Here is a 16,461-nt window from a genome sequence, read left to right as displayed (position 1 = left end):
GGGCCCCCGCCGGGGCCGGCGCGCCGGGGGGGCCGCCGCCCGCGGGGGGCGGGCCGGGCCGGCGCCGCCCCGGGGGGGGCCCCCCCCCCCGGGGCCCCCCCCCCGGGGGGGGGGGGGGGCGGGCCCCCCCCCCCCCACCCCTCTCGGGTGGTACCGCTGACTACTCCGCGACGGCCTTCTTCAGGGCCTCGACGCGGTCGGTGCGCTCCCAGGTGAAGTCCGGCAGCTCACGGCCGAAGTGGCCGTAGGCGGCGGTCTGGGAGTAGATCGGGCGCAGCAGGTCCAGATCCCGGATGATGGCGGCCGGACGCAGGTCGAAGACCTTGGTCACCGCCTCCTGGATCTTCAGGACCGGCGCGGTCTCGGTGCCGAAGGTCTCGACGAACAGGCCGACGGGCTCGGCCTTGCCGATCGCGTAGGCGACCTGGACCTCGGCGCGCGTGGCCAGACCGGCCGCGACGATGTTCTTGGCGACCCAGCGCATCGCGTACGCGGCGGAGCGGTCGACCTTGGACGGGTCCTTGCCGGAGAACGCGCCGCCGCCGTGGCGGGCCATGCCGCCGTAGGTGTCGATGATGATCTTGCGGCCGGTCAGACCGGCGTCGCCCATCGGGCCGCCGATCTCGAAGCGGCCGGTCGGGTTGACCAGCAGGCGGTAACCCTCGACGGTCAGCTCGATGCCGCGCTCGGCCAGCGCCTTGAGCTCCGGCTCCACGACGAACTCGCGGATGTCCGGAGTCAGCAGCGAGTCCAGGTCGATGTCGGACGCGTGCTGCGAGGAGACCACGACGGTGTCCAGACGCACGGCCTTGTCGCCGTCGTACTCGATGGTGACCTGGGTCTTGCCGTCGGGACGCAGGTAGGGGATGGTCCCGTTCTTGCGCACCTCGGAGAGGCGGAACGACAGGCGGTGCGCCAGGTAGATCGGCAGCGGCATCAGCTCGGGCGTGTCGTCGCACGCGTAGCCGAACATCAGGCCCTGGTCGCCGGCACCCTGCTTGTCCAGCTCGTCCTCGTCGCCCTCGACGCGGTTCTCGTAGGCGCTGTCGACACCCTGGGCGATGTCCGGGGACTGCGCGCCGATGGAGACCGAGACGCCGCAGGACGCGCCGTCGAAGCCCTTCTTGGAGGAGTCGTAACCGATCTCCAGGATCTTGTCGCGCACCAGCTGCGCGATCGGCGCGTACGCCGCGGTGGTCACCTCCCCCGCGACGTGGACCTGACCGGTGGTGATCAGCGTCTCGACGGCGACACGCGAGGACGGGTCGTCCTTCAGCAGGGCGTCGAGGATGGTGTCGCTGATCTGGTCAGCGATCTTGTCCGGGTGACCTTCGGTCACGGACTCGGAGGTGAACAGGCGGCGAGACACAGCGCTCCCTGGGTTGCAGCGGCTGCTGACTGAACCGGTCGGGCGGGATTGCCCGGCGGTCCGGAAAGACTTGGAGAACTACTGTCCGGAGTGTAACGAACTGAACGCGGGGTACGTCCATCCGGTCTCATGTTGTGGATCACCTTTCGGGTACGGGGCGCCGCAGAAAGGTGCGATTCCCCGACCGATCAGGCGAATCGGACAGCCACGAGATCCCACAGCAGGTCCGCCAGCGCCGCCTTGGGCCCGTAGGGAACGGGCGTCTCGGAACCGTCGGCGCCGAGCACCACGGCCTCGTTGTTGGCGCTGCCGAAGGCCCGGTCCTCGCCGACCTCGTTGACGACCAGCAGGTCGCACTTCTTGCGGGCGAGCTTGGCCCGGCCGTTGACGAGAGCGTCGTTGGTCTCGGCGGCGAAGCCGACGACGATCTGGCCCGGACGCCGCCGCTCGGCGGAGATCTCCGCGAGCACGTCGGGGTTGCGGACCAGCGCGACGGGGGCCGGTTCCACGCCCTCGACCTTCTTGATCTTCTGCGCGGCGAAGGCCGCCGGCCGGAAGTCGGCGACGGCCGCCGCCATCACCACCGCGTCCGCGGTCTCGGCGGCGCCCAGCACCGCCTGCCGCAGCTCCAGCGCGGTGCCGACGCGGACCACGTCCACCCCGGCCGGGTCGGGCAGCTCGGTGTTCGCGGCGACCAGCGTCACCTTGGCGCCGCGCGCGGCCGCGACGGCGGCGATGGCGTAGCCCTGGCGGCCGGAGGAGATGTTGCCGAGGAACCGCACCGGGTCCAGCGGCTCGCGGGTGCCGCCGGCCGAGACCACGACGTGCCGGCCGGCCAGGTCGGCGGCCGTGACACCGGTACCGCGGTCGAGCACCCGGCGGCACAGCTCGAAGATCGCCGCCGGCTCGGGGAAGCGGCCCTTGCCGGTGTCGACGCCGGTGAGCCGGCCCACGGCGGGCTCGATCACGACGGCGCCGCGGCGGCGCAGCGTGGCGACGTTCTCCTGGGTGGCCGGGTGCTCCCACATCTCGGTGTGCATGGCGGGTGCGAAGACGACCGGGCAGCGGGCGGTCAGCAGGGTGTTGGTGAGCAGGTCGTCGGCGAGCCCGTGGGCGGCCTTGGCCAGCATGTCGGCCGTCGCCGGGGCGACCACGACCAGGTCCGCGTGCTGCCCGATGCGGACGTGCGGCACCTCGTGCACGCTCTCCCACACTTCGGTGGAGACCGGCTGACCGGAGAGCGCGGACCAGGTGGCCGCGCCGACGAAGTGCAGGGCCGACTCGGTCGGCACGACGCGGACCGAGTGTCCCGACTCCGTGAAGCGGCGCAGCAGCTCGCACGCCTTGTAGGCGGCGATCCCGCCGCTGACCCCGAGGACCACGTTCTTACCGGACACCCCGACCCACTCCCGCTCGACGAAGGCACTGCTGCACATGAAAAACGCCGCGGAGCGTCGGGTTGATCCGACGTTCCGCGGCGTCCAAGCCCCTGGGCCCGGCTCCGACTACTGCGGCGCCTCGACGGCCTCGGCGGTGAGCATACCGGCGTTGATCTCGCGCAGCGCGATCGACAGCGGCTTCTCGTGCACGTGGGTGTCGACGAGCGGGCCGACGTACTCCAGCAGGCCCTCGCCCAGCTGGGAGTAGTAGGCGTTGATCTGACGCGCGCGCTTGGCCGCGTAGATCACCAGGCTGTACTTGGAGTCGGTGGCCTCGAGCAGCTCATCGATCGGCGGGTTGATGATGCCTTCGGGCGCTGTCATCGAAGAGGACACGCGGAAACCTTCCGAACGAATGAAAAGACCAAAAAGATCAGACTACGCGCATCAAGGCTAGCAGCTCGGCCGCTACATCCTCGACGGAGGTGTTGACAAGGGTCGTGTCGAACTCGGCCTCGGCCGCGAGCTCCACCCGCGCCTGGGCCAGCCGCTCCTCGATGACCTCGGCGGATTCCGTGCCGCGCCCGGTCAGGCGGCGGACCAGCTCCTCCCAGGAGGGCGGCGCGAGGAAGACCAGCTGCGCCTCCGGCATGGACTCGCGCACCTGGCGCGCGCCCTGCAGGTCGATCTCCAGCAGGACCGGCTCGCCGGACTCCAGCCGGCGCAGCACCTCGGCCCGCGGCGTGCCGTAGCGGTTGCCGGCGAAGGTCGCCCACTCGAGCAGCTCACCGTTGGCGATCAGCTTGTCGAACTGGTCGTCGTCGACGAAGTGGTACTGGACGCCGTGCTGCTCCCCGGGCCGCGGCTTGCGGGTGGTGCAGGAGACGGAGAGCCAGACCTCGGGGTGTGCCTTGCGCATATGAGCGACGACCGTGCTCTTGCCGACCCCGGAGGGGCCGGAGAGCACGGTCAGCCGCGGACGTTCACTCATGTACCGATTATCCAGGAACCTGGCGGGTTCTCGAACCACCGGTGGACATCAGCCGTGGGTCAGGAGACAGCGCCGCCGAACTCACGCTCCAGCGAGGCGATCTGGTTCGTGCCCAGGCCGCGGACCCGGCGCGACTCGGAGATGCCGAGACGCTCCATGATCTGCTTGGCCCGGACCTTGCCGACGCCCGGAAGGGACTCCAGCAGGGCGGAGACCTTCATCTTGCCGATGACGTCGTTCTCCTGGCCTGCCTTGATGACCTCGTGCAGGGAAGCGCCGCTGTGCTTGAGCCGGTTCTTGATCTCGGCGCGCTCCCGGCGAGCCTCAGCTGCCTTGGCGAGCGCAGCCGTGCGCTGCTCAGGGGTAAGGGGCGGAAGTGCCACGCCGTTCACCTCAGTACTTCGAATGAATGGAACAGGACTTTGTGCCAGGTCAGAGGGGGAGCGAGCTCCCGAACTGAACCTATGGCCCGGACCCTACCGCTGTTCAGGCCTTTCGTCAGGGAAAAGAGCAGAAAAGTCCTGCTCAGGACCGCTTCCCGTCCGATCGGTGCGGATTTTTCGGTGCAAAACGGAACAGACGGCGAACGCGCAGCTCAGCGCCCTCACCGCCCGTTCACGACATCTTCACGCCGGAAGAGCGGCCCGGATCTCCTCGACGAAGCGCTCGGCGGCCTCGCGGAGCGCCGGCACGGACGGGCCGTGCTTGAGGACGTCCCGCGAGACGCTGGGCACGACATTGCGGGCGGAGGCACCGAAGACCCGCGGGATGTCCGCCATCGTCGCGCCCTGGGCGCCGACGCCCGGGGCCAGCAGGGGGCCGTTGATCGCCAGGTCCGCCTCGTCCACGTCGCTCAGCGTGGCGCCGACCACGGCGCCGAAGGAGCCGAGCGGCGCGGCGCCCGCGTTCTCGGCGGCCAGCTGGTCCAGGATCGACTGCGCGACCGTCCGGCCCCCGGCGGCCAGGGCGCGCTGCACCGAGGCGCCCTCGGGGTTGGAGGTGAGGGCGAGCGCGAACAGGCCGCAGCCGTTCTTGCGGGCCAGGTCGACGGCGGGCCGGAGGGAACCGAAGCCCAGGTAGGGCGAGACCGTCAGCGCGTCGGAGAAGAGCGGGCTGGACTCGGCGAGGAAGGCCTCGGAGTAGGCGGCCATGGTCGAGCCGATGTCGCCGCGCTTGGCGTCCATGACCACCAGGGCCCCGGCCGCGCGGGCCTCGGCCACGGACCGCTCCAGCACCGCCACGCCGCGGCTGCCGAACCGCTCGAAGAAGGCCGCCTGCGGCTTCAGCACCGCGACGCGGTCCGCCAGCGCCTCCACCACGGTCCGCGAGAAGCGCTCCAGACCGGCCACGTCGTCACCCAGACCCCAGGCGCTCAGCAGCGAGGCGTGCGGGTCGATGCCGACGCACAGCTGGCCGCGGTCGTCCATGGCCTGGCGCAGCCGGGCTCCGAAGGTCATCTCTGGTTCCTCTTCTTCTTCTCAGCGGTTCGTTCAGTGGTTCAGGTGATGGGCCAGGCCGACGGCGTCCGTCAGCTTGGCGAAGCCGCGCGCGGCGAGGGCCTCGCGCAGTTCGTCCAGGACGCGCAGGGGCGCCGTGGGGTCGTTGAAGACCGCGGTGCCGACCGCGACGCCGGAGGCGCCCGCGAGGACGAACTCCAGCGCGTCGCGCCCGGTGCGGATGCCGCCCATGCCGAGGATCGGCACGGCGGCGAACTGCCCGGCCCGCATCGCGGCGTGGACCTCGTAGACGCAGCGGACCGCGACCGGCCTGATCGCCGGGCCGGAGAGCCCGCCGGTCGTCCCGGCCAGGTGCGGGCGCAGCGTGTCGGTGTCGATGACGATCCCGAGCAGTGTGTTGATCATCGACAGTCCGTCGGCGCCCGCGCGGACGCAGGCCTTGGCGATGTCGGTGACGGAGGTGACGTCGGGGGTGAGCTTGGCGTAGACGGGCAGGGCGGGATCGGCGACCTCGCGCACGGCCTGGACGACGTCGTGGGAGGTGGCCGGGTTGGCGGCGAAGACCAGGCCGCGGTTGTCGACGTTGGGGCAGGAGATGTTGACCTCCACCCCGACCACGCCCGGCTGCCCGTTCAGCGCCCGCGCGCACTCGGCGAACTCCTCGACCCGCTCCCCCGCGACCGAGACCAGCACCCGCGCGCCGCGCTCGGCCAGCCACGGCAGTTCCTGCTCGACGAAGTGCTCGATGCCCGAGCCCTGAAGGCCGATGCCGTTGAGCATGCCGCTGGGCGTCTCCGCCATGCGCGGCGTGGCGCGGCCGGAGCGCGGGTAGGGCATGATCGTCTTGGTGGTGATCGAGCCGAGCTCCGCCAGCGGCAGGAACTTGGCCAGCTCACGACCGTAGCCCGCGCAGCCGGAGGCGGTGCTGACCGGGTTGGGCAGGGTCCCGGCGCCGAAGGGCGCGGTCAGGTCCACGGACTCGGGATCGATGGCGTTCATCTCACAGCCCTCCCATCGCGGCGGCGCCCTCGAGATCGGCCGGAACGGTCCCGATGTCGTCCCAGCGCACCCGCGAGCCGTCGAAGCACGGGCCGTCCACGCAGGACCGCACGAACCGGCTCACGCCGTCCTCCCCCACCACCGGCAGGACACACGTCATGCAGACTCCGACGCCGCAGGCCATCGCCTCCTCCACGGCGGTGAAGCAACGCACGCCCTCGCGGCCGCAGACCTCGGCGACGGCCCTGAGCATGCCCATCGGCCCGCAGGCGTAGACGACGCGGGCCTCTATGGCCCGCATCGCCTCGGTGAGCGGCAGGGTGACCTGACCCCGTATGCCGAAGCTGCCGTCGTCCGTGGTCACCAGCACGTCGGGGGTGAGCGCCTTGGCCTGCTCGACGCCGAAGAGGCGGTCGCCGGTGGCGGCGCCCAGGATGAAGCCGACCGATCCGCCCTGTTCGGTGATCCGGTCGGCCAGGCCGAAGAGCGGCGCGCTGCCGTAGCCGCCAGCCACCATCAGCGCGGAGGCGGGCCCGGTCGGGACGGGAAAGGCGTTGCCGAGCGGCGCCACGACGTCGACGGTGTCGCCGACCCGCTGCCGGGCCAGCGCCCGGGTGCCGGCTCCGGCTTCGGCGAAGACCACCTCGATGGTGGCTGCCGCCGGGTCGGCCCGGTGGATCGAGAAGGCCCGGCGCAGCAGCAGCGAGCCGTCGGCACGGTCCACGGCGAGCGCGGCGAAATGACCGGGCAGCACCCGCTCCGCGATCCCCTCCGCCCGCAGCACGAGCCGGTGGTAGGCACCCACCGGCGACAGCTCCACGATCTCGGCCTGCCGTTGCACCGGGTGCGCCATCGTGCCTGCTCGCCTCTCAGTCGGAGCCCGTGGTTGTCGTCAGCGGCGGGCAGCAGCGCCGACCGCGTCCCCCAGCGTCGCATACGGACTGGCCGCCAGCAGGGACGAAAGTCCCCTGTGAACGCGACGGCACCAGAACGGACCCTCGTAGATGAACGCCGAGTAGCCCTGGACCAGCGACGCCCCGGCGAGGATCCGCTGCCACGCGTCCTCGGCGGTCTCGATGCCGCCGACGGCGACCAGCGTGATCCGCCCCTCGGTCCGCGCGTACAGCCGCTCCAGCACCTCGTTGGCACGGGCCTTGAGAGGAGCCCCGGAGAGGCCGCCGGCGCCGATGCCCTCCACCTTGGCGGCGTCGGAGCGCAGACCCTCACGGCCGATGGTGGTGTTGGTGGCGATGATCCCGTCGAGCCGGAGCTCCAGCGCGAGGTCCGCGACGGCGTCGACGTCGGCGTCGGCGAGGTCGGGCGCGATCTTCACCAGCAGCGGGACGTGGCCCGTGGTGTGGGCGTCGAGCGTCTGCCGGACGGCGCTGAGCAGCGGGCGCAGCTGGTCCACGGCCTGGAGGTTGCGCAGGCCGGGGGTGTTCGGCGAGCTGACGTTGACCACGAAGTAGTCGGCGTGACGCGCGAGTCGCTCGGTCGAGGTGACGTAGTCGGCGACGGCCTCAGCCTCGCGGACGACCTTGGTCTTGCCGATGTTGACACCGACGACGGCCTTGGACGCCTTCGGCCGGGCCGCGAGGCGCGCCGCGACGGCGGCGGAGCCCTCGTTGTTGAAGCCCATCCGGTTGATGAGCGCGCGGTCCTCGATCAGCCGGAACAGCCGCGGGGTGGGGTTCCCCGGCTGCGCCTGCGCGGTGACGGTCCCGATCTCGACGTAGTCGAACCCGAGCATCGTCAGCCCGTCGATCCCGACGGCGTTCTTGTCGAACCCGGCGGCGAGCCCGAAGGGGCCCGGCAGGTCCAGGCCCAGGGCCTTGGTGCGGAGCTTCGGGTCCTGGGGAGCCAGGACCGCTGCCACGAGGTTCCGCAGTCCGGGGACCGAGGCAGCCAGCCGGATCCAGAAGAACGCGAGGTGGTGCGCCTTCTCGGGGTCCAGCCGCTTGAAGACAAGGTTGAAGAACAGCTTGTACACGAGACCTAGGCCTTACATCAAAGGGGACGTTGCAAGCGTGAGGGGCGCGAGGAACTGCGCGACAAGCCACCCGATGTGGTGAGTCCCCGAGCGAGCAGGGCCATCCCCACAGGGTGGTTGCCCGCGCAGTTCCTCGCGCCCCTGATAGTGCAACTACCGCGATGCGTTCAGTGCAGCGGCGTGCTCCTGCAGGCTGCGCACGCCCACGCTCCCGCCCCGCAGCGCGTCGATGCCCTGGACCGCCGCGCCCATCGCCTGGACCGTGGTGAGGCACGGCACGGACCGCGCGACAGCGGCCGTGCGGATCTCGTAGCCGTCGAGGCGCGAGCCGGTGCCGAACGGGGTGTTGATGATCAGGTCGATCTCCCCGTCGTGGATCATCTGGACGATCGTCTTCTCGCCCGCGGGGCCCTCGCCCTCGCTGTGCTTGCGCACGATCGTCGCATCGATGCCGTTGCGGTGCAGCACCTCCGCGGTGCCGCTCGTCGCGAGGATCTCGAAGCCGAGGCCGACCAGGGCGCGCGCCGGGAAGACCAGGTTGCGCTTGTCGCGGTTGGCCACCGAGACGAACACGCGGCCCGAGTTCGGCAGCGCGCCGTACGCGCCCGCCTGCGACTTGGCGTAGGCCGTGCCGAAGACGGAGTCGATGCCCATGACCTCACCGGTCGAGCGCATCTCCGGGCCGAGCACGGTGTCGACGCCGCGGCCGTGGATGTCGCGGAAGCGCGACCACGGCATCACGGCCTCCTTGACGGCCACCGGCGCGTCCAGCGGCAGCGTGCCGCCGTCGCCCTCCTTGGGCAGCAGGCCCTCGCCGCGCAGGTCCGCGATGGACGCGCCCAGCGAGATCCGGGCCGCCGCCTTGGCCAGCGGGACCGCCGTGGCCTTGGAGGTGAACGGGACCGTGCGCGAGGCACGCGGGTTGGCCTCCAGCACGTAGAGGATGTCCCCGGCCATGGCGAACTGGATGTTGATCAGGCCGCGCACACCCACGCCCCGCGCGATGGCCTCGGTGGCCGCGCGCAGGCGCTTGATGTCGTAGCCGCCCAGCGTGATCGGGGGCAGTGCACACGCCGAGTCGCCGGAGTGGATGCCGGCCTCCTCGATGTGCTCCATGACGCCGCCGAGGTAGAGCTCCTCGCCGTCGAACAGGGCGTCGACGTCGATCTCGATCGCGTCGTCGAGGAAGCGGTCGATCAGCACCGGGTGCTCGGAGATCAGACCGGCGTGGCGCTTGAGGTAGTCCGCGAGCGAGGGCTCGTCGTAGACGATCTCCATGCCACGGCCGCCCAGCACGTAGGACGGGCGGGCCAGGACCGGGTAGCCGATCTCGTCGGCGATCTTCTTGGCCTCCTCGAAGGAGAAGGCGGTGCCGTGCTTCGGCGCCGGCAGACCGGCCTCGACCAGCACCCGGCCGAACGCGCCGCGCTCCTCGGCGAGGTGGATCGCCTCGGGCGAGGTGCCGACGATGGTGACGCCGTTGTCCTTGAGCGCCTGGGCGAGACCCAGCGGGGTCTGGCCGCCGAGCTGCACCAGCACACCGGCGACCGGACCGGCCTGCTCCTCGGCGTGGACGATCTCCAGCACGTCCTCGAGCGTCAGCGGCTCGAAGTACAGGCGGTCGGAGGTGTCGTAGTCGGTGGAGACGGTCTCCGGGTTGCAGTTGACCATCACGGTCTCGTAGCCCGCGTCGCTGAGCGCGAAGGAGGCGTGGACGCAGGAGTAGTCGAACTCGATGCCCTGGCCGATGCGGTTCGGGCCGGAGCCCAGGATGATCACGGCGGGCTTGGTGCGCGAGGCGACCTCGGTCTCCTCGTCGTAGGACGAGTAGAAGTACGGGGTCTTCGCGGCGAACTCGGCGGCGCAGGTGTCGACCGTCTTGTAGACCGGGCGGATGCCCAGCGCGTGCCGGACCTCGCGCACGACGTCGGTGCGCAGGCCGCGGATCTCACCGATCTGCTGGTCGGAGAAGCCGTGGCGCTTCGCGTGACGCAGCAGCTCCGGGTCGAGCTTCTCGGCCTCGGCGAGCTCCTCGGCGATCTCGTGGATCAGGAAGAGCTGGTCGACGAACCACGGGTCGATCTTCGTGGACTCGAAGACCTCCTCCGCGGTGGCGCCGGCGCGGATCGCGTCCATGACGGTGTTGATCCGGCCGTCGGTCGGGATCGCGGCCTTGGCCAGCAGCTCGGCCTTGTCGCCGACCTCGGAGACGAAGTCGAACTGCGAGCCCTTCTTCTCCAGCGAGCGCAGCGCCTTGTTCAGCGCCTCGGGGAAGTTGCGGCCCAGCGCCATGGCCTCGCCGACCGACTTCATGGTCGTGGTGAGCGTGGCGTCGGCGGAGGGGAACTTCTCGAACGCGAAGCGCGGGACCTTGACCACGACGTAGTCGAGGCTCGGCTCGAAGGAGGCCGGGGTCTCCTCGGTGATGTCGTTCGGGATCTCGTCGAGGGTGTAGCCGACGGCGAGCTTGGCCGCGATCTTGGCGATCGGGAAGCCGGTCGCCTTCGACGCCAGCGCCGAGGAGCGCGAGACGCGCGGGTTCATCTCGATGACGATGATCCGGCCGTCGTTCGGGTTGATCGCGAACTGGATGTTGCAGCCGCCGGTGTCGACGCCGACCTCGCGGATGACGGCGATGCCGATGTCGCGCAGGGTCTGGTACTCGCGGTCGGTCAGCGTCATCGACGGGGCGACGGTGATCGAGTCACCGGTGTGGACGCCCATCGGGTCGAAGTTCTCGATGGAGCAGACGACCACGACGTTGTCGTGCTTGTCGCGCATCAGCTCCAGCTCGTACTCCTTCCAGCCGAGGATGGACTCCTCCAGGAGCACCTCGGTGGTCGGCGAGAGCGTCAGGCCCTGGCCGGCGATGCGGCGCAGGTCCTCCTCGTCGTGGGCGAAGCCGGAGCCGGCGCCGCCCATGGTGAAGGAGGGGCGGACGACGACGGGGTAGCCACCGAGCGTCTCGACGCCCGCGAGGACGTCCTCCATCGAGTGGCAGATGACCGAGCGGGCCGACTCGCCGTGGCCGATCTTGGCCTTGACGGCCTCGACGACCTGCTTGAACAGCTGGCGGTCCTCGCCCTTGTTGATCGCCTCGACGTTGGCGCCGATCAGCTCGACGCCGTACTTCTCCAGCGTCCCGGCCTCGGCCAGCGAGATCGCGGTGTTGAGCGCGGTCTGGCCGCCCAGGGTCGGCAGGAGGGCGTCGGGGCGCTCCTTGGCGATGATCTTCTCGACGAACTCGGGGGTGATCGGCTCGACGTAGGTCGCGTCGGCGATCTCCGGGTCGGTCATGATCGTGGCCGGGTTCGAGTTGACCAGGATGACGCGCAGGCCCTCGGCCTTGAGGACGCGGCAGGCCTGGGTACCGGAGTAGTCGAACTCGGCCGCCTGGCCGATGACGATCGGGCCGGAACCGATGACCAGAACGGACTGGATGTCGGTGCGCTTAGGCACGCTGGCCCTCCAACAGGGAAACGAAGCGGTCGAACAGGTAGGCGGCGTCGTGCGGACCGGCCGCCGCCTCGGGGTGGTACTGGACGCTGAACGCGGGCTGGTCCAGGCACTGCAGGCCCTCGACCACGTCGTCGTTCAGGCAGACGTGCGAGACCTCGACGCGGCCGAACGGCGTCTCGGAGACGCGGTCGAGCGGCGCGTCCACGGCGAAGCCGTGGTTGTGCGCGGTGACCTCGACCTTGCCGGTGGTGCGGTCCTGCACCGGCTGGTTGATGCCGCGGTGGCCGTACTTCAGCTTGTAGGTGCCGAAGCCGAGCGCCCGGCCGAGCAGCTGGTTGCCGAAGCAGATGCCGAAGAACGGCGTCTTGCGGCCCAGCACCTCGCGCAGCACGGCCACCTGGCCGTCGGCGGTGGCCGGGTCGCCGGGGCCGTTGCTGAAGAACACGCCGTCGGGGCCGTTCTCTCCGACCGCGTAGACGTCCTCGGCGGTGGCGTTGGCGGGCAGCACGTGCACCTCGATGCCGCGCTCGGCCATCCGGTGCGGCGTCATGCCCTTGATGCCCAGGTCCAGGGCGGCCACGGTGAACTTCTTCTCACCTATGGCCGGGACGACGTAGACGGCGTCGGTGGCGACCTCGCCGCACAGGTCCGCGCCCTCCATCTGCGGGGCCTGGCGGACGCGCTCCAGCATGGTCGCGTCGTCGGCCAGCGCGTCGCCGGAGAAGATGCCGGCGCGCATGGCGCCCGCCTCGCGCAGGTGGCGGGTCAGCGCGCGGGTGTCGATGCCGCTGATGCCGACGATGCCCTGCGCCTTGAGCTCCTCGTCCAGCGAGCGCGTGGCGCGCCAGTTGGAGGAGATCCGGCTGGGGTCGCGCACGACGTACCCGGCGACCCAGATCCGGGCGCTCTCCGGGTCCTCGTCGTTGACGCCGGTGTTGCCGATCTGCGGGGCCGTCATGGCCACGATCTGGCGGTGGTAGGACGGGTCGGTCAGGGTCTCCTGGTAGCCCGTCATGCCGGTGTTGAACACGGCCTCGCCGAAGGTCTCGCCGACCGCGCCGTAGGCCTGGCCGCGGAAGATGCGGCCGTCTTCGAGGACGTAGGCGGCAGGGATGCGCTCAATGAAGGACGCAGGGCCCCGTCGGCTCGTCGTAGTGGATGCCGGTGCGGTCATCATGCGCCTTCCACGTTCTTGTCGTTCTTCGAATCGTTCGTGTGGGTCACCTTGTCGTGTGCCTTGATCAGCACCTCGATCGCGGTGACCCAGTTGTCGTGGTCGCTCGACCGGTCGGCCCGGATGCCGGTGTCGAGCTGCTTGTCGCCGAGCTGCCAGGTGATCACCAGCAGGCCGCCCTCGGGGAAGACCTTGCCCGCGATGCCCTTGTCCAGGCGGGCGCCACGCAGGTCGCCCACCGGAACGAAGAAGCTCTGCGAGGCCGGACGGACCACCTTCAGGCCCTCGGCACTGAGTGTCAGCTCGACGAGGCTGCGCTCGCCGAGGCGGTGCGCGGCGACGCGGTCGAGCCAGTTCCCGGCCGTGGTGGTGCCGACGTAGCGGCCCTCGGTCTCCAGGATCGGCTCGGTCGTGCGCGGGGGCACGGCGGCCGGCTCGGGCAGGCCGGACTGGACGGTCTTGCGCCAGTTCCAGCCCTGGCGCATCAGCCAGTAGACGAGCGCGATGACGAGCAGGATGCCGACGACCCAGCCGATCAGGTCACCCACGTGGGTGACGGGCGCCGAGTGCGGCGCCTCAGCAAAGAAGGTCATACGAGCTCACCGTCGAGCACCTTGGCCTCGCCCCGCAGGAAGGTGGCGACGACGCGTCCGGGCAGGTCCATGCCCCGGTAGGGGGTGTTGCGGCTGCGGCTGGCGAAGGAGTCCGGGTTCACCGCGCCACGGTACTGATCATCGAACAGCACGAGGTTGGCCGGTTCGCCCACCGAGACGGGACGGCCGTGGCCGGGGATGCCGCTGATCGCGGCGGGCTTGGCGGACATGCGCTCGGCGACCTCGGCCCAGCCCATGAGGCCGGTGTCGACCATCGCGGTCTGGACGACGGCGAGCGCCGTCTCCAGGCCGACCATGCCCATCGCGGCCGCGGACCACTCGCACTGCTTGTCCTCGGCGGGGTGCGGCGCGTGGTCGGTGGCGACGATGTCGATGGTGCCGTCGGCCAGCGCCTCGCGCAGGGCCAGCACGTCGGCCTCGGTGCGCAGCGGCGGGTTGACCTTGTAGACGGCGTCGTAGGAGCGGACCAGCTCGTCGGTCAGCAGCAGGTGGTGCGGGGTCACCTCGGCGGTGACGTCCCAGCCCTTCGACTTCGCCCAGCGGATGATCTCCACCGAGCCGGCCGTGGAGAGGTGGCAGACGTGCAGGCGCGAGCCGACGTGCGCGGCGAGCAGCACGTCGCGGGCGATGACCGACTCCTCGGCGACGGCCGGCCAGCCGGCCAGGCCCAGCTCGCCGGAGACGACGCCCTCGTTCATCTGGGCGCCCTCGGTCAGCCGCGGCTCCTGCGCGTGCTGGGCGACGACACCGCCGAAGGCCTTCACGTACTCCAGCGCGCGGCGCATGATCACCGCGTCGTCCACGCACTTGCCGTCGTCGGAGAAGACCCGCACCTGCGCGGCGGAGTCGGCCATGGCGCCGAGCTCGGCGAGCTGCTTGCCCTCCAGGCCCACGGTGACGGCGCCGATCGGCTGCACGTCGCAGTAGCCGGACGCGCGGCCCAGGCGCCACACCTGCTCGACGACACCGGCGGTGTCGGCGACGGGGAAGGTGTTGGCCATCGCGTGGACGGCGGTGAAGCCGCCCTTGGCGGCGGCCTTGGTGCCGGTGAGCACGGTCTCGGCGTCCTCGCGGCCGGGCTCGCGCAGGTGGGTGTGCAGGTCGACGAGGCCGGGCAGGGCGATCAGGCCGTCGGCCGCGATCTCCTGCTCGCCGTCGCGCGCTGCGAGGCCCGCGCCGATCTCGGCGATGAGGCCGTCGGCGACGCGGATGTCCTGCGGCTCCCCGCCGAGGATGCGGGCGTTGCGGATCAGGTAGTTCACTTGCCGGTCTCCTCGGACGTGTTCGCGGAAGAAGTCGTGATCGCGGGCTCTGAGCCGCCGAGCAGCAGGTAGAGCACGGCCATGCGGACGCTGACGCCGTTGGCGACCTGCTCCACGATGACGGCGCGGGCGGAGTCGGCGATGTCCGACTCGATCTCCATGCCGCGGACCATCGGGCCGGGGTGCATGACCAGCGCGTGCTCCGGCATCAGGGCCAGGCGGCGGGCGTCCAGTCCGTAGCGGCGGGTGTACTCGCGCTGGGTGGGGAAGAAGGCGGCGTTCATGCGCTCGCGCTGGACGCGCAGCATCATCACCGCGTCGGCCTTGGTGAGCGCCGCGTCCAGGTCGTAGCTGGTCTGGCAGGGCCAGGTCTCGACACCGAAGGGCATCAGGGTCGGCGGGGCCACCAGGGTGACCTCGGCACCGAGGGTGTGCAGCAGGTGCACGTTGGAGCGGGCGACCCGGCTGTGCAGCACGTCGCCGACGATGGTGACCCGGCGGCCGGCGAGGTCGTGGCCGGCACCCGGGTTGAGGTGACGGCGCATGGTGAAGGCGTCGAGAAGCGCCTGGGTGGGGTGCTCGTGGGTCCCGTCACCGGCGTTGACGACGCTGCCGTGCAGCCAGTCGGAGTCGGCCAGCAGCTTGGGCGCGCCGGAGGCGCTGTGGCGGATGACCACCGCGTCGGCGCCCATGGCCTGGAGGGTCAGCGCGGTGTCCTTCAGGCTCTCGCCCTTGGAGACCGAGGAGCCCTTGGCGGAGAAGTTGATGACGTCGGCGGACAGGCGCTTCTCGGCGACCTCGAAGGAGGTGCGGGTGCGGGTGGAGTCCTCGAAGAAGAGGTTGACGATCGTCCGGCCGCGCAGGGTGGGGAGCTTCTTGACGGAGCGCGCGGAGACCTGGGCCATCTGCTCGGCGGTGTCCAGGATCAGCAGCGCGTCCTCGCGGGTCAGGTCCGCGGTGGAGATGAGGTGGCGCTTCACTTGGCACTGCCTTCCGACTCGCCGAGCAGGACCGCGTCGACGCCGTCCGTCTCGTCCAGCTTGACCTTGACGGACTCGCGCAGCGAGGTGGGCAGGTTCTTGCCCACGTAGTCCGCGCGGATGGGCAGCTCGCGGTGGCCCCGGTCGACCAGGACGGCGAGCTGGACGGCGCGCGGGCGGCCGTGGTCGGCCAGCGCGTCGAGGGCGGCGCGGATGGTCCGGCCGGAGAAGAGGACGTCGTCGACCAGGACGACGAGCTTGCCGTCGATGCCGTCGGCCGGGATCTCGGTGTACTCCAGGGCGCGGGCGGGCTTCAGCCGCAGGTCGTCCCGGTACATGGTGATGTCGAGCGTGCCGACGGGGAGCTCGCGGCCGGTGATCTCGGCCAGCTTGCGGTGCAGACGGCGGGCCAGATGGGCGCCGCGGGTGGGGATGCCGAGGAGGACGACGTCGTCGGCGCCCTTGGCGCGTTCGACGATCTCGTGGGCGATCCGGGTGAGGGAGCGGGCGATGTCGCCCTGGTCCAGCACCTGTCGTTGGGCAGCAGTGGTCATGCCGAAGCCGACCTCCTTCCCCGCCTCACTGGACGGGCCTTAAAGGATGTCTACGGTTGGGGCCGCCGTCGCGCATCCGGAGCCGTCTCGTCGGAGTCGGGCGCACGTCGGGGAGCCGCCGTCAACCCTACCAGGGCGATCACACGGCGCCGCGCCGGGACCCCCACCGACCTGCGACGGGGCCCGTGGTTACCGGCGGGTCGCACGGGTGCCTCGTTCGGCTTGACGAACGC

15 protein-coding genes are annotated in these 16,461 nt (G+C 71.0%); all 15 read right to left on the bottom strand.

Annotated elements, in window-relative coordinates; genetic code table 11:
• Positions 1 to 160 precede the first annotated feature (160 nt).
• Positions 161 to 1,369, bottom strand: a complete 1,209-nt coding sequence (gene metK, locus ABH931_RS14910) for a methionine adenosyltransferase (protein WP_370113242.1) — start codon at positions 1,367 to 1,369, stop codon at positions 161 to 163.
• 188 nt (positions 1,370 to 1,557) lie between these two features.
• Positions 1,558 to 2,805 (bottom strand): bifunctional phosphopantothenoylcysteine decarboxylase/phosphopantothenate--cysteine ligase CoaBC, encoded by a 1,248-nt coding sequence (coaBC, locus tag ABH931_RS14905; protein WP_370113241.1) that lies wholly within the window; start codon positions 2,803 to 2,805, stop codon positions 1,558 to 1,560.
• 69 nt (positions 2,806 to 2,874) lie between these two features.
• Positions 2,875 to 3,144: a DNA-directed RNA polymerase subunit omega gene (gene rpoZ / locus ABH931_RS14900; protein ID WP_042382490.1), complete on the bottom strand. Its 270-nt coding sequence runs from the start codon at positions 3,142 to 3,144 to the stop codon at positions 2,875 to 2,877.
• Between the two features lie 37 nt (positions 3,145 to 3,181).
• On the bottom strand, positions 3,182 to 3,739 hold the full coding sequence (gene gmk / locus ABH931_RS14895; RefSeq protein ID WP_370113239.1) for a guanylate kinase: 558 nt from the start codon (positions 3,737 to 3,739) through the stop codon (positions 3,182 to 3,184).
• Positions 3,740 to 3,798: 59 nt separating this feature from the next.
• Positions 3,799 to 4,122, bottom strand: coding sequence for an integration host factor, actinobacterial type (gene mihF / locus ABH931_RS14890; RefSeq protein ID WP_037610072.1), 324 nt, complete (start codon positions 4,120 to 4,122; stop codon positions 3,799 to 3,801).
• A gap of 243 nt (positions 4,123 to 4,365) precedes the next feature.
• The gene (pyrF, locus tag ABH931_RS14885) at positions 4,366 to 5,196 is read right to left on the bottom strand and encodes an orotidine-5'-phosphate decarboxylase (RefSeq protein ID WP_370113237.1); all 831 of its coding nucleotides are present in this window, start codon (positions 5,194 to 5,196) and stop codon (positions 4,366 to 4,368) included.
• Between the two features lie 33 nt (positions 5,197 to 5,229).
• Positions 5,230 to 6,195, bottom strand: coding sequence for a dihydroorotate dehydrogenase (locus ABH931_RS14880; RefSeq protein WP_370113235.1), 966 nt, complete (start codon positions 6,193 to 6,195; stop codon positions 5,230 to 5,232).
• 1 nt (position 6,196) lies between these two features.
• Positions 6,197 to 7,048, bottom strand: a complete 852-nt coding sequence (locus tag ABH931_RS14875) for a dihydroorotate dehydrogenase electron transfer subunit (protein ID WP_370113233.1) — start codon at positions 7,046 to 7,048, stop codon at positions 6,197 to 6,199.
• A gap of 39 nt (positions 7,049 to 7,087) precedes the next feature.
• Positions 7,088 to 8,185, bottom strand: coding sequence for a quinone-dependent dihydroorotate dehydrogenase (locus ABH931_RS14870; RefSeq protein ID WP_370113231.1), 1,098 nt, complete (start codon positions 8,183 to 8,185; stop codon positions 7,088 to 7,090).
• A gap of 153 nt (positions 8,186 to 8,338) precedes the next feature.
• On the bottom strand, positions 8,339 to 11,644 hold the full coding sequence (carB, locus tag ABH931_RS14865) for a carbamoyl-phosphate synthase large subunit (RefSeq protein WP_370113230.1): 3,306 nt from the start codon (positions 11,642 to 11,644) through the stop codon (positions 8,339 to 8,341).
• Positions 11,637 to 12,818: a glutamine-hydrolyzing carbamoyl-phosphate synthase small subunit gene (carA, locus tag ABH931_RS14860; protein WP_370113261.1), complete on the bottom strand. Its 1,182-nt coding sequence runs from the start codon at positions 12,816 to 12,818 to the stop codon at positions 11,637 to 11,639. Before carA ends, carB begins: the two co-directional genes overlap by 8 nt.
• The gene (locus ABH931_RS14855) at positions 12,818 to 13,411 is read right to left on the bottom strand and encodes a hypothetical protein (protein ID WP_370113228.1); all 594 of its coding nucleotides are present in this window, start codon (positions 13,409 to 13,411) and stop codon (positions 12,818 to 12,820) included. Before ABH931_RS14855 ends, carA begins: the two co-directional genes overlap by 1 nt.
• A complete protein-coding gene (locus ABH931_RS14850) occupies positions 13,408 to 14,694 on the bottom strand; it encodes a dihydroorotase (protein ID WP_370113227.1) in 1,287 nt (428 codons plus the stop codon). The genes ABH931_RS14855 and ABH931_RS14850 overlap by 4 nt, the downstream gene beginning before the upstream one ends.
• The gene (locus ABH931_RS14845; protein ID WP_370113225.1) at positions 14,691 to 15,674 is read right to left on the bottom strand and encodes an aspartate carbamoyltransferase catalytic subunit; all 984 of its coding nucleotides are present in this window, start codon (positions 15,672 to 15,674) and stop codon (positions 14,691 to 14,693) included. The genes ABH931_RS14850 and ABH931_RS14845 overlap by 4 nt, the downstream gene beginning before the upstream one ends.
• Positions 15,671 to 16,228, bottom strand: a complete 558-nt coding sequence (gene pyrR / locus ABH931_RS14840; protein ID WP_370113223.1) for a bifunctional pyr operon transcriptional regulator/uracil phosphoribosyltransferase PyrR — start codon at positions 16,226 to 16,228, stop codon at positions 15,671 to 15,673. The genes ABH931_RS14845 and pyrR overlap by 4 nt, the downstream gene beginning before the upstream one ends.
• Positions 16,229 to 16,461 lie beyond the last annotated feature (233 nt).

The organism is Streptacidiphilus sp. MAP12-33 (genome assembly GCF_041261265.1).
Classification (GTDB): Bacteria; Actinomycetota; Actinomycetes; order Streptomycetales; family Streptomycetaceae; genus Streptacidiphilus.
The sequence above is the reverse complement of the archived record's forward strand: the minus strand, read 5'-3'. Positions and strand labels throughout refer to the sequence as shown.

Coding starts and splice junctions, on each gene's coding strand:
- coaBC (WP_370113241.1), bottom strand. CDS start 2,805: ATGTGCAGCAGTGCCTTCGTCGAGCGGGAGTGGGTCGGGGTGTCCGGT.
- gmk (WP_370113239.1), bottom strand. CDS start 3,739: ATGAGTGAACGTCCGCGGCTGACCGTGCTCTCCGGCCCCTCCGGGGTC.
- pyrF (WP_370113237.1), bottom strand. CDS start 5,196: ATGACCTTCGGAGCCCGGCTGCGCCAGGCCATGGACGACCGCGGCCAG.
- ABH931_RS14880 (WP_370113235.1), bottom strand. CDS start 6,195: ATGAACGCCATCGATCCCGAGTCCGTGGACCTGACCGCGCCCTTCGGC.
- ABH931_RS14875 (WP_370113233.1), bottom strand. CDS start 7,048: ATGGCGCACCCGGTGCAACGGCAGGCCGAGATCGTGGAGCTGTCGCCG.
- carA (WP_370113261.1), bottom strand. CDS start 12,818: ATGACCGCACCGGCATCCACTACGACGAGCCGACGGGGCCCTGCGTCC.
- ABH931_RS14855 (WP_370113228.1), bottom strand. CDS start 13,411: ATGACCTTCTTTGCTGAGGCGCCGCACTCGGCGCCCGTCACCCACGTG.
- pyrR (WP_370113223.1), bottom strand. CDS start 16,228: ATGACCACTGCTGCCCAACGACAGGTGCTGGACCAGGGCGACATCGCC.